At 72.4% G+C, this 17,619-nt stretch carries 10 protein-coding genes and 1 pseudogene; 3 read left to right on the top strand and 8 right to left on the bottom strand.

Features of this window, described 5'->3' with window-relative positions; genetic code table 11:
• Window positions 1-54 precede the first annotated feature (54 nt).
• Both ABZY33_RS30955 and ABZY33_RS30950 read right to left on the bottom strand, forming a co-directional pair.
• Window positions 55-3,366 (bottom strand): ATP-dependent DNA helicase, encoded by a 3,312-nt coding sequence (locus ABZY33_RS30955; RefSeq protein WP_356495022.1) that lies wholly within the window; start codon window positions 3,364-3,366, stop codon window positions 55-57.
• Window positions 3,367-3,645: 279 nt separating this feature from the next.
• Entirely contained in the window at window positions 3,646-4,011 is a 366-nt protein-coding gene (locus ABZY33_RS30950; protein ID WP_356495021.1) for an MGMT family protein, read from the bottom strand.
• Window positions 4,012-4,175: 164 nt separating this feature from the next.
• Here ABZY33_RS30950 and ABZY33_RS30945 point away from each other — a divergent pair, with 164 nt between their 5' ends.
• The 3 genes from ABZY33_RS30945 to ABZY33_RS30935 all read left to right on the top strand — a co-directional run bounded on the left by ABZY33_RS30945 (window position 4,176) and on the right by ABZY33_RS30935 (window position 10,321).
• Window positions 4,176-6,941, top strand: coding sequence for a lysylphosphatidylglycerol synthase domain-containing protein (locus tag ABZY33_RS30945; protein ID WP_356495020.1), 2,766 nt, complete (start codon window positions 4,176-4,178; stop codon window positions 6,939-6,941).
• Between the two features lie 71 nt (window positions 6,942-7,012).
• The gene (locus tag ABZY33_RS30940; protein ID WP_356495019.1) at window positions 7,013-8,557 is read left to right on the top strand and encodes an alpha/beta fold hydrolase; all 1,545 of its coding nucleotides are present in this window, start codon (window positions 7,013-7,015) and stop codon (window positions 8,555-8,557) included.
• Window positions 8,558-8,776: 219 nt separating this feature from the next.
• The gene (locus ABZY33_RS30935) at window positions 8,777-10,321 is read left to right on the top strand and encodes an alpha/beta hydrolase (RefSeq protein WP_356495018.1); all 1,545 of its coding nucleotides are present in this window, start codon (window positions 8,777-8,779) and stop codon (window positions 10,319-10,321) included.
• A 100-nt stretch (window positions 10,322-10,421) separates the two neighbouring features.
• Here the strand turns inward: ABZY33_RS30935 and moeZ are convergent, their stop codons facing one another.
• The 6 genes and pseudogenes from moeZ to ABZY33_RS30905 all read right to left on the bottom strand — a co-directional run.
• Window positions 10,422-11,600 (bottom strand): adenylyltransferase/sulfurtransferase MoeZ, encoded by a 1,179-nt coding sequence (gene moeZ / locus ABZY33_RS30930; RefSeq protein ID WP_356495017.1) that lies wholly within the window; start codon window positions 11,598-11,600, stop codon window positions 10,422-10,424.
• A 63-nt stretch (window positions 11,601-11,663) separates the two neighbouring features.
• Window positions 11,664-12,413 (bottom strand): spherulation-specific family 4 protein, encoded by a 750-nt coding sequence (locus ABZY33_RS30925; protein WP_356495016.1) that lies wholly within the window; start codon window positions 12,411-12,413, stop codon window positions 11,664-11,666.
• Window positions 12,401-13,375 (bottom strand): NAD-dependent epimerase/dehydratase, encoded by a 975-nt coding sequence (locus ABZY33_RS30920; RefSeq protein ID WP_356495015.1) that lies wholly within the window; start codon window positions 13,373-13,375, stop codon window positions 12,401-12,403. The genes ABZY33_RS30925 and ABZY33_RS30920 overlap by 13 nt, the downstream gene beginning before the upstream one ends.
• Window positions 13,376-13,655: 280 nt before the next feature.
• Entirely contained in the window at window positions 13,656-15,368 is a 1,713-nt protein-coding gene (locus ABZY33_RS30915; RefSeq protein ID WP_356495014.1) for a hypothetical protein, read from the bottom strand.
• A complete protein-coding gene (locus ABZY33_RS30910) occupies window positions 15,365-17,446 on the bottom strand; it encodes a DUF3492 domain-containing protein (protein ID WP_356495013.1) in 2,082 nt (693 codons plus the stop codon). The genes ABZY33_RS30915 and ABZY33_RS30910 overlap by 4 nt, the downstream gene beginning before the upstream one ends.
• Window positions 17,397-17,619 (bottom strand): annotated as a pseudogene (locus ABZY33_RS30905) (hypothetical protein); the annotation flags it as partial. The pseudogene ABZY33_RS30905 and the gene ABZY33_RS30910, both read right to left, overlap by 50 nt.

The raw sequence follows: 17,619 nt of genomic DNA, 5'->3' as shown, positions 1-17,619 counted from the left end.
GCTAACCGGCACCACTGACAGCTTCGGTCCGTTCCGGCGCAGCGGAGGCGCACGTCACTCCACGACGTGGTGCCCCTCCGGTCGCACGCTGCACGAGGCGCGGAAGGCGCAGTGCGTGCAGTGCTGTCCGGCGACCGGGGTGAAGCGCTCGTCGAGGACCTTGCCGGCCGCTGTGGCGAGGAGATCGCCGACCCACTCCCCTTCGAGGGGTTCCTGCGCCTGCACCTTGGGGAGCGCCTCCCCGCCGTCCTTCTTGGGGGCGCCCTGGCGCAGCTGCACCAGTTCGGCACCGCCCGGGTGGGGGCGGGCCCCGTCGAAGGCGTCGTCCACGGCACCCTCGCGCATGGCCAGCTGATAGACGGCGAGCTGAGGGTGGCGGGCCACGTCGGCCGCGCTGGGTGCCTGTTTGCCGGTCTTGAAGTCGACTACGTAGGCGCGTCCTTCGGCGTCGCGCTCGACACGGTCCATGGAGCCACGGATGCGCACTTCGTAGGAGCCCGCTTCGAGGGTCACGTCGAAGGCGTGTTCGCTGGCGACCGGGGTGCGGCCGGTGCGGTCCATGACGTGCCACTGAAGGAAGCGTTCGAGCGCCACGCGCGCGTGCTCCTTCTCCTGTGCGGACTTCCAGGGCGCGTCGAAGGCGAGGGCGTCCCAGACCGAGTCGAGACGCTCCATGAGGACGGCAAGGTCGGCGGGGGTGCGCCCGGACGCGACCTCGTCAGCGAGGACGTGCACGACGTTGCCGAACCCCTGGGCGGCGGTCGCGGGGGCGTCGGCCTTCACCTCACGGCCCAGGAACCATTGCAGCGCGCAGGTGTTGGCGAGCTGGTCGAGAGCGCTCCCCGAGAGCACGACCGGCTGGTCGCGGTCGCGCAGCGGGACCTTGCTCTCGGTGGGCTCGTACATGCCCCACCAGCGGTACGGGTGGGCGGACGGCACGAGGGGCCTGCCGTCGTCGTCGCTGAGAGCGGCGAGCCGGGCGAGGCGGCGCGCGGCGGCCTCCCGCAAGGTGTCCGAGACGCGCGGGTCGACGGTGGTCGCCCGCAACTCCGCGACGAGGGCGGACACGGCCAGGGGCCGGCGCGGGCGGCCGGTGACGTCCTTGGGCTCGACGCCCAGCTCGGTCAGGAAGCGCGACGGCTGGTCGCCGTCGTCGGCGAGCGCCTTCACCGCGGTGACGACGAGCCGCTCCCGCGCGCGCGTGGCGGCCACGTAGAACAGGCGTCGCTCCTCGGCCAGCAGGGCGCCGGGCGTGAGCGGTTCGGCGAGACCGTCGCGGCCGATGCGGTCGGCCTCCAGGAGCGAGCCGCGGCGGCGCAGGTCCGGCCACAGGCCCTCCTGGACGCCCGCGACGACGACCAGCCGCCACTCCAGGCCCTTGGAGCGGTGCGCGGTCATCAGGCGCACGGCGTCGGGGCGTACCGCCCGTCCGGCGAGGGTGTCGGCGACGATGTCCTGCGCGTCCAGCTCCTCCAGGAAGTTGCGGGCGCCGCGGCCGCCGGACCGCTCCTCCGCGCGGGAGGCGAGGGCGAACAGGGCGCATACGGCGTCCAGGTCGCGGTCCGCGTTGCGGCCCGCCGCGCCTCCGCGGCGGGCGGCGCGCTCCAGGCGCTGGGGCCATGGCGTGCCGTTCCACAGCTCCCACAGGGCCTCTTCAGCGGTGCCGCCGGCGTCGAGCTTCGCGCGGGCCGTGGTGAGGAGTGCGCCGAGGCGCTGTGCGCCGCGCGCGTAGGCCGGGTCGTGCAGGGCGAGCCGTTCGGGTTCGGCGAGAGCGCGGGCGAGCAGTTCGTCGGAGGGGGGCGGCAGATGGTTTCCCGCGGCGCGCTCCTCCTCACGCAGGGCGCGCCCCAGGCGGCGCAGATCCGCGGCGTCCATGCCGGCCAGGGGCGAGCCGAGCAGGGTGAGGGCGGTCTCGGTGTCGAACCGGAGTGCCCTGTCGGGCCCGTCCGCCGCGTCCTGCGGGTCCCCCTCGGGGAGGTGCTGTGCCACTGCCTTGAGGGCGGTCAGCAAGGGCGCCACGGCGGGTTCATGGCGCAGGGGCAGGTCGTCCCCGTCGATGTCCAGGGGCACACCGGCCGCCGTGAGGGCGCGGCGCACGACCGGGATGCTGCGCGCGCCCGCGCGCACCAGCACGGCCATGTCGCTCCAGGGGACCCCGTCCTCCAGATGTGCCCGGCGCAGGATGTCCGCGATGTTGTCGAGCTCCGTGCCGGCCGTCGGGTACGTGTAGACCTCGGCCCGGCCGCCGTCGCGTACGGGGGCGAGCGTGCGGTGGGCGCGCACCTTCTCCGCGGGCAGGCGGGTCAGCGGCATCCGCTGGGTGACGCGGCGGGTGGCCTCCAGCAGGCCGCTGCCGGAGCGCCGGGACGTGGTGAGGACCTCGACGGGCGCGGGGGCGCCGTCCGCGCGCGGGAAGGCGCCTGGGAAGTCCAGGATGCCGTTCACGTCGGCGCCGCGGAACGTGTAGATCGACTGGTCCGGGTCGCCGAACGCGACCAGGGTGCGCCCGCCGCCCGCGAGTGCGCGCAGGAGCCGGACCTGGGCCGGGTCGGTGTCCTGGTACTCGTCCACGTAGACGGCGTCGTACTGCGCGGCCAGTTGATCGGCCACTTCCTGGCGGTGGGCCAGGAGCACGGCACGGTGCACGAGTTCCGCGTAGTCGAGGACGCCCTGCAGGTCGAGGACGTCCAGGTACTCGGCAAGGAAGGTAGCGGCCGCCCGCCAGTCGGGGCGGCCGGTCCGGCGTGCGAAGGCGTCCAGGGCGGCGGGGCCCAGACCCAGTTCACGGCTGCGGGCCAGGACCGCGCGCACCTCGTCGGCGAAGCCCCGTGTGGTGAGGCAGGCGCGTAGTTCGTCGGGCCAGCGCACGTGGGCGAGTCCGGCCTGCTCCAGGTCGATCTGGCCGGCGAGCAGCTCGCGTACGGCGACGTCCTGCTCGGGTCCCGACAGCAGGCGCAGGGGTTCCGCGAACAGCTCAGCGTCCTGATGGGCACGGACGAGCGCGTAACAGAACGAGTGGAAGGTCGTCGCCTGAGGGGCGCGTGCGGCGCCTATGCGCAACGCCATGCGGTCCCGCAGCTCGACGGCGGCTTTGCGGCTGAACGTGAGCACAAGGATGCGCTCGGGTTCGGTGCCCCGGGCGATGCGGGCGGACACCGCTTCCACCAAGGTGGTGGTTTTGCCCGTCCCGGGACCGGCCAGGACGAGAAGGGGCCCCTGAGTGTGGTCAACCACAGCACGCTGCGGCGCGTCCAGACGAGGGGGGTCCGCGGGCGCCTGCCGATGACGCACCAGCCGGTACGCGCCCGGGAACCCCTGTCGAGCCTGGTGGCGCGACGGGTGCCGGGTGGTCGAAGAGGAGCTCACGTGGATCGCTGGTCCTGGTGGGTGTGCTGGTGGTCGGCGTGCCGTCCGCGCGGGAACGGCGGCTCTGGGGTGAAGGAGGTGTCTGCCATCGACGGTGCCGTCGACGCTACGCCGTCGAGTGTGGCGGAAACCGGGCTTCCGACGCCTCTCTCCGCTCGCTTCCGGCGCAGGTGTGCCCAGTCTCACGAACGGTCCCGGCCGGGGCGAAGTGCCTCGCGCGCCTCTTTTCCCCCGTACGGGCCACCGGCACCCCGCCCGTCCGCAGGATGGCCGAAGCTGTCACTTGTGAGCTTCCGTACGTGTCCGGCCGTCCCATCGCGCCCGCTTCATGTCCAGGCGCGGGAGGTGGCCCTCGGAGGCCCGGGAGGCGTCGCGCAGCGGCGTGCTCTCCTCCCGGTAGTGGCCGAGTGCCCGCAGCTCGTGGCCGGGGAGCAGCGCTCCGTCCGCGCGCACCACGCGCCACCACGGCACCGCGCCTCCGTAGAGGGCCATCACCCGTCCCACCTGGCGCGGGCCGCCCTCCTCCAGCCACTCGGCGACGTCCCCGTAGGTCAGGACGCGGCCGGCCGGGATCAGCTCGGCGACCTCGAGGACCCGCTCCGCGTACGCGGGCAGTCCGTCTGCCGGCTCACTCTCCTCGCTCATCCGACCCATCCTGCCTCACGGCACCGACAACGTGGAGGGACGTACAAGCGGCACGGTGGACAGACATACAGGAAGGCGCTTGCTGATGACTCCGCCTGCCTCGAATGCACCCTGATACCCCCCTACGACGATGGGACATGCCACCATCGTGCGGGCGGTGACTGGTGATACGAGATCAACAAGAGACGACGGAGCAGAGCGTGCACCCCGAAAACGCGGAGGGCACCTCTGTGACACCGGCGCGCCCTGAAGACGCGGCCGGGAAGGCCGACGAGACGAAGCACGAGCAGCCCCTGCACGACCCGGACTGCGTCGACGCGGAGACGCACGCCGAGCGGGTCGACAGTGACGAACCGCTGCTCCCCGCGCGCGTGCACCGCCCCTCCGACCTGATGCGCCTCCTGGTGGGCGTGCTCGCGATCGCCGTCCTGCTGGCCATCGCCGCGTTCGCGCACGCCACGACCTCGGGCTTCGCCCAGGACATCACCAAGGGCACCGGGCAGGCCCCCGATCTGCTGACGAAGTTCGCCGGGCTCGCCTCCAGCATCGCCATCCTTCTCGTACCGGTCGCGTTCGCCATCGAGCGGCTCATCAAGCGCGACGGACTGCGGATCGCCGACGGTGTGCTCGCTGCGGTCCTCGCGCACGGGGTGACGCTCGCGACCGATCTCTGGGTCGCCAAGGCCGCCCCGCAGTCGATCCAGGACGCGCTCACCAAGGTCTCGCCGGGCGACATCCATGCGCTCACCGATCCGGTGCACGGCTACCTGGCGCCCGTCATCGCCTACATGACGGCCGTCGGCATGTCCCGGCGACCGCGATGGCGTGTGGTGCTGTGGGTGGTGCTGCTGCTCGACGCGTTCGCGATGCTGGTCACCGGCTACACCACACCGTTCTCGATCATCCTGACGATCCTCATCGGCTGGACCGTCGCCTACGGAACGCTGTACGCCGTCGGCTCGCCCAACGTGCGCCCTACAGGTCAGACGCTCCTGGCGGGCCTGCGGCACGTCGGCTTCCACCCGGTGAGCGCCTCACGTGAAGAGGCCCATGAAGGCGCCACCGAGAACGGTGACAGAGGGCGGCGCTACTTCGTCACCCTGGAGGACGGTCCCCCGCTGGACGTCACCGTCGTCGACCGTGAGCAGCAGGCACAGGGCTTCTTCTACCGGGTGTGGCGTCGGCTGACGCTGCGCGGCATCACCCAGCGTCGCAGCCTTCAGTCGCTGCGCCAGGCCCTGGAGCAGGAGGCGCTGCTCGCCTACGCGGCGATCTCGGCCGGGGCGAACGCGCCGAAGCTGATCGCCACCTCCGAGCTGGGGCCCGACGCCGTGATGCTCGTGTACGAGCACATCGGGGGCCGCACCCTGGACGCGGTGCCGGACGAGGAGATCACCGACGGCCTGTTGCGGGACACCTGGCACCAGGTGCAGGCACTCCAGTCCCGGCGCATCGCGCACCGGCGGCTGGCCGGCGACGCGCTTCTGGTGGATCGTTCCGGCACCGTCATCCTCACGGATCTGCGCGGGGGCGAGATCGCTGCGGGCGACCTCGTGCTGCGCATGGACACCGCGCAGATGCTCACCACGCTCGGCCTGCGCGTGGGCGCCGAGCGGGCAGTCGCCTCCGCCGTCGGTGTCCTCGGCCCCGACAGCGTCGCCGACTGTCTGCCTCTGCTGCAGCCCATCGCGCTCACCCGCACCACCAGAGCGACGCTGCGCAGACTCGGGCGGGAACGTGCCCAGCGCGAGCGCGAGGCCGTCCTGGAGGCGTCCGGCAAGGCCAAGCAGCAGCGGCTGGACGAGGCCGCCGAGGCCGACAGCGAGGACAAGAAGTCGCCGCGGGCGGAGAAGAAGTCCGAGAAGGCCGAGCGGCAGGCCGAGAAACGCGCCATAGACGTGGCTCTCGACGAAGCGCGCGAAGAGGATCTGCTCACCCAGATCCGCCACCAGGTACTCCGTATCCGGCCGCAGGCCCCGGTCGAACCGGCCCGCCTGGAGCGCATCAGACCGCGCACCCTGATCAGCTTCATCGCCGGTGCGATCGGCGCGTACTTCCTGTTGTCGCAGCTCACACACATCGACTTCGGCGCGATCGTCGGCGAGGCCGAGTGGGGCTGGGTCGGCCTCGCGGTGCTGTTCTCCGCGCTCAGCTACGTAGCGGCGGCGATGAGCCTGATGGGCTTCGTGCCTGAACGCGTGCCCTTCATGCGAGCCGTGGCGGCGCAGGTGGCCGGATCGTTCGTGAAGATCGTCGCTCCCGCGGCGGTCGGCGGCGTGGCGCTGAACACCCGCTTCCTCCAGCGCGCGGGCGTACGCCCCGGGCTCGCGGTCGCCAGTGTCGGCGCCTCCCAGCTGTTCGGCATGGGAAGCCACATTCTGCTGCTGCTGACCTTCGGCTACCTGACCGGGACGGAGAAGACGCCGTCCCTGTCGCCGTCCCGTACGGTCATCGCGGGCCTGCTGACGGTCGCCGTCCTCGTCCTGGTGGTGACCTCGATCCCCTTCCTGCGGAAGTTCGTCGTCACGCGCGTGCGGTCGCTGTTCGCCGGTGTCGTGCCGCGCATGCTCGACGTGTTGCAGCGGCCGCGCAAGCTGCTCACCGGCATCGGCGGCATGCTGCTGCTGACCGCCTGCTTCGTGATGTGCCTGGACGCCTCGATCCGCGCCTTCGGTGACAACACCACGAGTCTGAGTCTGGCCAGCGTCGCGGTGGTGTTCCTGGCGGGCAACGCGCTCGGTTCCGCGGCGCCGACCCCCGGCGGCGTGGGCGCGGTCGAGGCGACGCTGACAGTGGGCCTGATCGCGGTCGGCCTGCCCAAGGAGGTGGCCGCTCCGGCGGTGCTGCTGTACCGGCTGCTCACCTTGTGGCTGCCCGTGCTGCCGGGCTGGCTCTTCTTCAACCACCTGACCCGCAAGGGCGCTTTGTAGGCGCTCCAGCGGCCTCACCCGCACAGCCCGCAGCCCGAGCGCGCCGCACCGGGCCCCCGCAGGATGGACCCATGCCCTTTCAGCCCCGGCCTCGCGCCGCCGCTCTGGCCGTCACCGTCGCGCTGCTGTCCGCCTCGCTCGCGGCCTGCGGTGCGTCCAAGTCGAGCGTCGATCTCCCGTCACAGGCGCTGAGCTGGAAGGACTGCCCCGCTCCCGCGGGGTCCGAGGGCGGCGGCGGAGCCCCGTCCCCGCTCCCCGGCGGCGCCACCTGGCAGTGCGCCACCATGAAGGCGCCCCTCGACTGGGACGACCCCAGTGGCAAGACGATCGACCTTGCGCTGATCCGTGCCAGGGCAAGTGGCGCCAAGGACCGGCGCATCGGCTCGCTCGTCTTCAACTTCGGCGGCCCCGGCGGCTCCGGCGTCACCAGCCTGCCGGCGTTCGGCAATGACTACGCGCGCCTGCGCACGCGCTACGACCTGGTCAGCTTCGACCCGCGCGGGGTGGGACGCAGCGCGGGCGTCACGTGCGAGGACGCCGAGCAACTCGACACGTACTTCCAGGAGGACGCGACACCGGACGACAAGAAGGAGCAGAAGAAGCTCGTCGACAATGTCACCTCGTTCAACGGAGCGTGCGCGAAGAAGTCCGGCGCCACTCTCCCGCACGTCGGCACCATCGATGCCGCCCGCGACATGGATCTGATGCGCCAGGTCCTCGGCGACGACCGGCTGCACTACTTCGGCATCTCGTACGGCACCGAACTGGGCGGCGTCTATGCCCACTTGTTCCCCAAGAAGGTGGGGCGCGCCGTGTTCGACGGTGTCGTCGACCCGACCCAGGGGCAGGAGCAGGGCTCGCTCGGCCAGGCCCAGGGTTTCCAGCTGGCCCTCGACAACTATGCGAAGAACTGCACGTCCCAGGCCGAGGACTGCCCGGTCGGCGGCACTCCGCAGGAGGTCAAGGAGAAGATCGCCAAGCTGCTCGAAGAGCTGGACGAGCAGCCGATCCCGGGCATCTTCCCGCGCGATCTGACCCAGACCGCCGCGACCAACGGCATCGCCCAGTCCCTGTACTCCCAGGACTTCTGGGAGTACCTCACTCAGGGGCTGCAACAGGCGTACGACGGTGACGGCAAGATCCTCATGATGCTCTCCGACTCGATGAACGGGCGCAACGAGGACGGCTCGTACAGCAACATCCAGGCCGCGAACGTCGCCGTCAACTGCGCCGACGACAAGGCCCGGTACACGGCGAACGACGTCGAGAAGCAGCTCCCCAAGTTCCGGGCCGCGTCCGCACTCTTCGGTGACTACCTCGCCTGGGGCATGCTCAGCTGCACCGACTGGGCCGTCGCCGGCGCCGCCGACCACCCGGACGTCAGTGCGACCGGGGCCGCGCCGATCCTCGTCGTCGGCAACACCGGTGACCCGGCGACCCCGTACGAGGGCGCGCGGCGGATGGCGGACGCGCTGGGCAAGGGCGTGGGCGTCGAGTTGACGTACAAGGGCCAGGGGCACGGCGCCTACGACAGCGGAAACGCCTGCGTCCACAGCGCTGTCGACGACTATCTCCTCGACGGGACGGTCCCGAAAGAGGGAACGGTCTGTTCGTGATCGCGGAGTTGTCCACAGGCTGAAGCGGGCGTCGGCGCCGCCTCCTACGATGGCCGGACTGCTCCTCGAACGGGGGCGGTCGAGGGGGGAACAGCCATGGCGTCAAGGGATTCGCGTGCCCGCGCAGGCGCACGCGCACAAGCGGGAACAGGGGCTCGCGCTCGTGCGGGAGCAAGGGCTCGTACACGCGCGGGAGCAGGAGCTCGCACGCTCGCGTTCGTGACGGCCGTCGTCGTGACGGGCGGACTCGTCACGGGGTGCGGCGGCTCGGGCGGTGGCGGGGGCGGTGATCCGAAGCCGTCGTACGGCGGCGTCTCGCGCTCTGCCGCACCGGGTGCTTCGCGCGCGGCCGCGTTGCCTCCTCTCCCCTCTTCGCTCACCGGCCAGCGACTCGCCTGGGGCCGGTGCGGGGCGACCGCGAGCGGGCCGGCGCCCGGCTCGGACTGGCAGTGCGCGACGCTCAAGGCTCCACTCGATTACACCGAGCCGGACGGGGCGACCATCGGTCTCGCCCTGATCCGCGCCGAGGCCCGGGGCGGCGGGGGTGACCGGCTCGGCTCCCTGTTGTTCAACTTCGGCGGTCCGGGCGGTTCCGGTGTCGAGCTGATGCCGGCCTTCGCTCCGCAGTACACGACATTGCGTGAGCGCTATGACCTGGTCAGCTTCGACCCTCGTGGGGTCGCGGCCAGCGCCGGTGTACGGTGCCGTGGCGACCAGGACATCGAGTCGGCGGAATCCGTGGACCTCACGCCCGACACAGCGGCGGAAGAGGCGGCCTACTTCAAGGACGCCACCGATTTCGGCACGGGCTGTGAGAAAGCCGGCGAGACGCTCGGCCATGTGTCGACCGTCGAGGCGGCCCGCGACCTGGATCTGATGCGTCAGGTCCTGGGGGACGAGACGCTGCACTACATGGGGGTCTCGTACGGCACCGAACTCGGCGGTGTCTACGCCCACCTGTTCCCGGGCCGCGTCGGCAGGCTCGTCATGGACGGGGTCGTCGACCCCACGGCGGGGCGGGTCGCTCAGGCCGAGAACCAGGCACGGGGGTTCCAGCGCGCGCTCGACAACTACTTCCGGGCCCGCGACAAGGACCCGAAGGCGGGCTCACGCGAGATCGTGGCCCTTCTGAAACGACTCGACAAGCGCCCGCTGCCCACAGCCGGCGGCCGTGAGCTGAACGAGTCGCTCGCGATCACCGGCATCGCGGTGACCCTGTACAGCAAGAGCAGCTGGCCGGCTCTCACGCGGGGACTGCGAGCCGCGCAGAGCGGCGACGGCACGGCGCTGCTCGCTCTCGCCGACTCCTACAACGACCGTGACGACGACGGGCATTACGGCACCTCCGGCCATTCCCAGCGCGCGATCTCCTGCCTCGACGACACGGCACGGCCGACACCGGCACAGACGAAGGCGCGCCTTGCCGGCTTCCGTGCGCTCTCCCCGGTCTTCGGGCCGTACATGGGCTGGGACACGGCGGGGTGGTGCCACGACTGGCCGGTGCCGGGGCAGTGGTCCGACCCGGACGTGAGCGCGCCCGGCGCCGCGCCGATCCTCGTCGTCGGCAACACCGGTGACCCGGCGACCCCGTACGAGGGCGCGCGGCGCATGGCCGACGAACTGGGCAAGGACGTCGGTACCGAGCTGACCTGGAAGGGCGAGGGCCACGGCGCGTACGGGTCCGGCAGTTCCTGCGTCGACGCGGCGGTGAACGCGTATCTGCTGGAGGGTCGAATACCGCGCGACGGCAAGGTGTGCTCCTGACCAGCGGCAGGTTCGGGGCGCGGCAGGGGCCCGGCACGCCGGACGGGCCCCGCGCGCAGTGCGCGAGGCCCGTCCGGGACAGTCACCAGCGAGCGAAGGCTCAGTAGACCGGCTTGTCCGGCTCGATCTGGTTCACCCAGCCGATGACACCGCCACCGACGTGAACGGCGTCGGCGAAGCCGGCCGACTTCAGTACGGCGAGGACTTCCGCACTGCGGACACCCGTCTTGCAATGCAAGACGATCTTCTTGTCCTGCGGAAGGCCCGACAGGGCGGTGCCCATGAGGAACTCGTTCTTGGGGATCAGCTTGGCGCCCGGGATGGAGACGATCTCGTACTCGTTCGGCTCGCGGACGTCGATGATCTCGATCTTCTCGTCGGCGTCGATCCACTCCTTGAGCTGCTTGGGAGTGATGGTCGCGCCGGCCGCGGCCTCCTGCGCCTCGTCGGAGACGACGCCGCAGAAGGCCTCGTAGTCGATGAGTTCGGTGACGGTCGGGTTCTCGCCGCAGACCGCGCAGTTGGGGTCCTTGCGGACCTTGACCTGGCGGTACTGCATCTCCAGGGCGTCGTAGATCATGAGGCGGCCGACCAGGGGGTCGCCGACACCGGCCAGGACCTTGATCGCCTCGGTGACCTGGATGGAGCCGATGGACGCGCACAGCACGCCCAGGACGCCGCCCTCGGCGCAGGAGGGGACCATGCCGGGGGGCGGGGGCTCCGGGTAGAGGCAGCGGTAGCACGGGCCGTGCTCGGACCAGAAGACCGAGGCCTGGCCGTCGAAGCGGTAGATGGAGCCCCACACGTACGGCTTGTTGAGCAGCACGCACGCGTCGTTGACCAAGTAGCGGGTCGCGAAGTTGTCCGTGCCGTCGACGATCAGGTCGTACTGGCTGAAGATGTCCATCACGTTCTCGGCTTCGAGCCGCTCTTCGTGGAGGATCACGTTCACGTACGGGTTGATGCCGAGGACCGAGTCCTTCGCGGACGCCGCCTTGGAGCGGCCGATGTCGGCCTGGCTGTGGATGATCTGGCGCTGCAGGTTCGACTCGTCGACCTCGTCGAACTCCACGATGCCGAGCGTGCCCACACCGGCCGCGGCCAGGTACATCAGGGCCGGCGATCCGAGGCCGCCGGCGCCCACACAGAGCACCTTGGCGTTCTTCAGCCGCTTCTGCCCGTCCATCCCGACGTCGGGGATGATCAGGTGGCGGGAGTACCTGCGGACCTCGTCTACGGTGAGCTCAGCAGCTGGCTCGACCAGGGGTGGCAGCGACACGGGGACTCCGTTGGTCGGTATCTACGTACGGTTGTTCCGTCTGTAACACTGCCACGCCCTCCTTCATTCCGAGACACCCGGTCCGATACGCGAGACGATTTCGTCCCAGTAGCCGGGCATCGACTCCCAGGGGTCGCCCGCGCCGGCGCGGGCGGTGTGGTCCGTGAAGTAGATCGTGCCCGCGCCCTGCCAGCGGGCGATCCGCAGCGCCTCGTCGAGGTGGCCGCGGGGCGTGCCGTGCACGAAGTGGCAGAACCGCTCGGGCGGATAGTCGGCCGTCCACTCCGCGACCTGGGACCAGCGGTAGTCGCTCCAGGGGCCGGCGAACGTCACCAACTGGTCGGCGGTCTCGGCGTATCCGGGATACGGGTGGGTGCCGTGGCCCAGCACGATGTACGCGTCGTCGACCAGGGCGCGCAGCGTCGTGACGGTACGGCGCACCTCGGGGAGCGCGATGCGCTCGGTGGGGCAGCGGTCGAGGCTGAACCCGTCGACCTGGTACCAGTCCAGGAAGCGGTGGGCGTCCGAGACGAGCTCGCCGAAGGAGCGCGCGCCGTAGGTCATGTCGAGGTGACCAAGGACACGGACGCCCGCGTTGCGCAGGCGGCCCGCCGCTTCCAGGCAGTGCGGGTCGGGGCGGGCGCCGGGGCCGTCGGCGACGTTCAGGACGACCCAGTGCAGCGGGGCCTCGGGGCGGGTGAGTTGCGCCCACTCCGCGGGCGCCACCAGCGGGTGCGCGAAGCCGGGGATGCCGAAGCCGAGGCGGACGTCGGTGCTGGACAGGCCGGTCGCGGTGGGGGTCAGATACGGCATGCCGCCTCCATCCAGATGTCGGCGAGGGACTCCTCGAGGTTGATGCGCGGGCGCCAGCCGAGCCGGTCGCGGGCGGTGCGGACATCGGCCTGCTGCCAGCTTCCGCACCCGTCGGGGTACGGGTACGCGGCGGCCACCGGACCGCCCGGCAGTCCGTGGTCGGATTCGGAGCGCGGGTGGATGACGGAGGGCCGGAGCGCGACGGGCGGTGCGTCGAGTTCGTGGAGGGCGCCGCCGAATCCGGCGACCCGGGCGAGGACGGCGGCGGCGTCGCGCAGGCGCACGGCGCGGCCCGAGCCGATGTTGATGACGCCTTGCGCGGCGGAGAGCGACGCGGCGTGCACGGCGCGCGCGACATCGCGTACGTCGATGAAGTCGCGCTGTGCGCCGAGGCCGCCGAGCTTCAGTTCACCGTCGCCGGCCTGCATCGCACGGCGCATGGCCTCGGCGAGCCGGCCGAGCGGGGAGCCCGCGGGGGTGGCGGGGCCCGCGGGTGAGAAGACGCGCAGGACGACGGCGTCGAGGCCGGATCCGAGGACGAGTTCGGTGGCGGCGAGTTTGCTGACCCCGTACGGGCCGCCGGGCCGGGGCACCGCGTCCTCGGCGGTGGACGAGCCGGGCTGCGAGGGTCCGTACTCGGCGCCACAGCCGATCTGTACGAGGCGGGCGCCGCAGCCGCTGCGGCGCAGTGCCTCGCAGATGGTGGCGACGGCGACGGTGTTGTGCCGGGTGAGGTCGCGGGCGCCGCCGCGTGTGGCGCCGGCGCAGTTGATGACCACGCCGGGGTGGACAGCGTCCAGGAAGCGGGTGAGCGCGCCCGGACTGCCGGTGGCCAGGTCGAAGCGGACGTCGGCGTCGTCGCCCCGGCCGAGCGCGGTGAGCTGGACAGCGGGGTCCGCGAGGAGGCGGTCGGCGACGAAGCGGCCGAGATACCCGTTGGCCCCGATCAGCAGAACCCTCATCGGGCGCCTCCTGGCGTGCGCGCTCCGCGGACCGTACGCCGTGCACGTGGTGCGTGCGGTGACCGTGGTGCACGCGAGGCGTGGATGGCGCGCTGCCCGTGAGGTCCGGAGTATCCGGCGTATCCGGCGCCTCCGGGAGGAGGGGTGGTCATCTGGCGTTCTCCTTATGAGTGGTGCCGTGAGTCGTCGGGTGGGCCCGCGGTGTCGGCCCCGCGGGAGAAAGGTGTGCCTGGTCGTGCGACGGGGATCCCGGCGCGCCCGGTGGCGGGCTCGGCCGTGGTTATGGGGCTCCCCCTGTCGCGCCCTCGGCGCGGGCGTGGGCGGAGGCGCGGGCCAGCGTGCGGAGGGCGTGGACGAGCAGCACGAGGGCTGCGGCGCCGCAGGCGGTGGCGGGCACGATCCCCGCGCCCATGGCGGTGACGGCCGCCTCGACGGGTGTGCTCAGGACCGCGCAGCCGGGCAGTCGTGCGGCGAAGACGGAGGCGACGGCCACGGCCTCGAGGGCGGTGGCGGCGCCGAGCACGACGGCGGGGGCATGTGTGCGGCCATGTGCCGTGAGGAGGCGGGCGAGCAGCAGCAGGAGCCCCAGGGCGCCGGCGCCGGCGTAGTCGACGCGCTGGCCGAGGAGGGCCCCGGCCAGGCCGAGCAGTGCGATGAGAGCCGAGGCGAACAGGATGACGATGCCGAGGAGCAAGGGCCGGGCGGATGCGGTGAAGTCGGCCAGTCCGCGGCTGGTCGCGAGTCGGCGGCCGGCCCCGGCCCCGTAGAGCCGGGCGCACCAGGCCGCGGGTGCCACAGCGACGGTGAGCGCGAGCAGCGGGGCGGTGGCCGGCGCCCAGATTTCGTCGGGGCCGCCGGTCAGCGCGGCGGTCAGCAGGCCGTCGCCGAACAGGGCGTAGGCGAGCAACCACCAGGCCCACAGGGGGGTCGTCGGTGCGGGGGAGCCGTGAGCATGCAGCGGGCCGCGCCGCAGCGTGGCGTGCAGGGCGGCGGCGCCCGCCAGCGTGCCGCCGATGGCGACGGACCACCGTGCGGTGCCCGTGGTGACGTGCACGACGAACAGCGTCAGCGCGCAGACGGCGCCCGGCACCAGCGCGAGCAGGGTCCACGCGCCGCGCACGCCGGGCGTGGGAGCCGGGTCCAGGGTTGGAGCCGGCGTGGGGACGGTGGCCTCGGCCCGGTCGCCGTCGCGGGGGACGCGGGCGTAGAGCTCCTCGGCGAGGGAGAACACGTCCTTGTGCCGGAAGCGCGCCGCGGCCCGGTCGGTCACGCCGTGCGCTTCGAGGCCAGCGGCGATCTCCAGGGGGTCGACGGCTCGCTCGCACAGGGCGCGGTGGCGGTGCATCAGGGCTTTGACGGGGTCGACGCCGGTACGCCGCTGGGACGAGCGGGCGGCGCTGGAACGGTTGTTCGCCCCGGCCCCGACCCCGGTCCCGGCCCCCGCCCTCGGCACGCGAACATCCCGAGCGCGCCCGCTGCTCGCGGTCAGGATCTCTGCCGCACGGATATCCGGGGTGGGCTCAACACCCGTGCTGGACGCGCCCGGCGCACCGGCATCCCGGCCGCCCACAGCGCCAGCACCCAAAGCCCCCGAAACCCGGATACCCGGGGTCCGCTCGAAGCCAGCGCCCGGTGCCCCCGGCGCACCGGCATCCCGGCCGCGCCCGGCGCCCGGTCGGCTGCCGTCGGCCCAATTCGCGGTCCCGGGCTCAGCCGGACCCTCCGCGCCGAGACCGCCGGCCCTGTCGAGGTCACCGGAAGCCTTGAACTCACCTGGCTCGTCCACGACCCCCAGATCCCCGAACGTGCCGAGGTTTCCCAGGTCGCCGCCGATCAGCGCGTCGGGCGTGGAGTCCTGCAGCGCCTGCGCCGAACCGGTTCCCCAGGCCCCGGCGCTGGTCGGCACCCGTGGTACGTCGAGCCCCGTGTCATGGTCGGCGGCGACCTCGATCTCGGTGCCGGAGCCGAGCCCCGCGTTCTCGCGCCCGCTCATACGTCACCCTCCCCGCGGCCCGGTGCCATACCCGCCAGCAGTTCCTGTTGCTCCGGTTGCTCCGGCTGCTCCAGTTCTTCCTGTTGTTCCCGTCGCTCTCGCTCGCCGCCGCTCCCAGAAGCCGCGGCCGCACCCGCGTCACTCACCGCCCACCTGGGCACCCCCGCGCCGGACGACCGGCCGGTGAGCCACGAGCCACCACCGCCGTCGGCAGTCGGGGCCGTCCACCGCCCCGGAACATGGGCCTCGGGTGGATGGGCGAACGGCAGGGGGTCGCCTGCGTCGTCCACGGCGTCCCTGCGTACGGGGCAGTGCGAGACGATCTCCAGGTAAATGCCGTGAAATGCCGTGAGGTTCTGCTCGACGGTGAAGAGTTCGAGCGCGCGGGCCCGGGCCGCGGCACCGAGCCGTTCCCGCCGCCCGGAGTCGCGCAGGAGTGCCACGCATGCCTCGGCGAGCGCCCGGGGGTTGCGCGGGGGCACGACGAGGCCGGTGCCGCCGATGACCTCGACGACGGCGCCCACATCGGTGGAGACGGTGGCGCGCCCGCAGAACATGGCCTCGACCAGGCTGATCGGGAATCCTTCGACAACGCTCGACAGGACGACGACGGCTCCCGCGCCGTAGACCTCGGCGAGGTCGGGGGCTTCGGGTCCGCCGAGCTCCTCGAAGGAAACAGGGTTCTCGCCGACGGCATGGATGCCTTCGGCCTCGTCGGGGAAGAGTTGCGCGGCCAGGGCTCTGCACTGGCCGAGGTAGGCCGCGGCCTCCGGGTCCGCCGTACGAGACCCGTCGGCCCCACCGATCCCCGAAGCCCCGTCAGCCACATCGGGCTCGCCGGCCACAGCAATCGCATCGGACACATCAGCGGACACACCCGCCACACCAACCGACCACCCCGGCCGGCCCGGCCACCCCGATCCGCCTGGCCGCCCCGACTGCCCCACCGGCAACGCCCCGACAATCCGCAGCCGCGCCTTCGGCTCCTCGCGGCGGACCTCCGCGAACGCGTGCAGCAGGGAAATGAGGTCCTTGGCGGGGTCGATGCGCCCGACCCAGACGAGCGTGTCCGGCTCCCCCGGCTCCTCGCGCTCCCCGACCTCCGCGAACCGCCCGGCCTCCATGCCGGGATGAACGGTACGCAGTTTGGCGCGGTCGGCACCGCACCGCTCCTGCCAGCGCCGGGCGTGCGCGTTGCCCGGGGTGATCACGGTGGCCTGCCGGTAGACCTCCGCGGCGAGCAGTCCGTGGAAGGCGGCGAGCAGCGCGCGCACCGGCGCACTCAACTCGGCCTCGCCCGCCGCGAGGTAGCGGGCCCGGAGCTGTACGCCGTACTCGGTGACGAGCAGCGGGACGCCGAAGAACCGCTTGGCGACCAGGCCGGGCAGGGCCGCCGCCCCGGCCGTCGTCGCGTGGCACAGGTCGACCGAGCCGAGCCCGCCGCTCTCGCCCTCGCCCTCGGCCCCGTCGGAGGGACCGGGGGCGGTGGAGACGTCCTCGTACCAGTCGAGGGAGAGGGGGCGCAGCGCGCGCTCCACGTGCCCGGCAAAGGCGAGCAGATCGGGCACGCGGGCCGCGCGGGCGGCGCGCAGGGCGCCGGGCGCACGACAGGCGCGCTCCAGTGTGCGGACGGCCGCCTCCGAGCGGAGGGCGCCCCCCAAGGCGCCCTCGTCCCGGGCGAGCTCGGCGAGCCCGTACAACGCTGAGGCGAAACGGTCCGCCTCCCCGTCAGAGCCGTCAGAGCCGTCAGAGCTGCCAGAGCCGCCAGGGCCGAGGACGACCGCAGACACCAGCTCCTCGTAGAGCGCGGCGAACCGGCGTCGCGCCCGGCGCCCGAGCCCGCCGCCGCGCGCCCCGCGCACACTCCCCGCGCCGTCCGCCCATAGGGGAGCGGTCCGCACCCGTACGACCTGCGGGGGCAGTTCGAGTCGGCCGGCCTCTTCCTGCTGCTGGCTGCGGCTGAGCGCGTAGAGCTCGAATTCGTGCTGGTCGAGGCCGCGCACGAGGCGATCGCACCAGAGTCCGGCTTCACCACCCACATACGGATAGCCGCCCTCGGTCAACAGTCCGATACGCACGAGTACACCCCCGATCTCCCATGAGGGGAGCCGCCGTTGACCCGGCGGCTCGCAGCGGGACGAACGTATGCGGACATGCCGGGTCGGCGCAGGCGCGGACCTGGGCGCAGCTGCGGGTGATGAGGCGGGAGACGTGCATCTGGGAGAGGCCGACGCGTTCCGCTATCCGGGAC

It is taken from the genome of Streptomyces sp. NPDC006552, from assembly GCF_040611655.1.
In the GTDB taxonomy this organism is placed as follows: Bacteria; Actinomycetota; Actinomycetes; order Streptomycetales; family Streptomycetaceae; genus Streptomyces.
This window is presented reverse-complemented; position numbering and strand designations above follow the sequence as displayed.

What these genes read in the sequence shown, in the direction of transcription:
- ABZY33_RS30950 (WP_356495021.1), bottom strand. Translation starts at nt 4,011, where the DNA reads ATGAGCGAGGAGAGTGAGCCGGCAGACGGACTGCCCGCGTACGCGGAG.
- ABZY33_RS30940 (WP_356495019.1), top strand. Translation starts at nt 7,013, where the DNA reads ATGCCCTTTCAGCCCCGGCCTCGCGCCGCCGCTCTGGCCGTCACCGTC.
- ABZY33_RS30925 (WP_356495016.1), bottom strand. Translation starts at nt 12,413, where the DNA reads ATGCCGTATCTGACCCCCACCGCGACCGGCCTGTCCAGCACCGACGTC.
- ABZY33_RS30920 (WP_356495015.1), bottom strand. Translation starts at nt 13,375, where the DNA reads ATGAGGGTTCTGCTGATCGGGGCCAACGGGTATCTCGGCCGCTTCGTC.
- ABZY33_RS30915 (WP_356495014.1), bottom strand. Translation starts at nt 15,368, where the DNA reads ATGAGCGGGCGCGAGAACGCGGGGCTCGGCTCCGGCACCGAGATCGAG.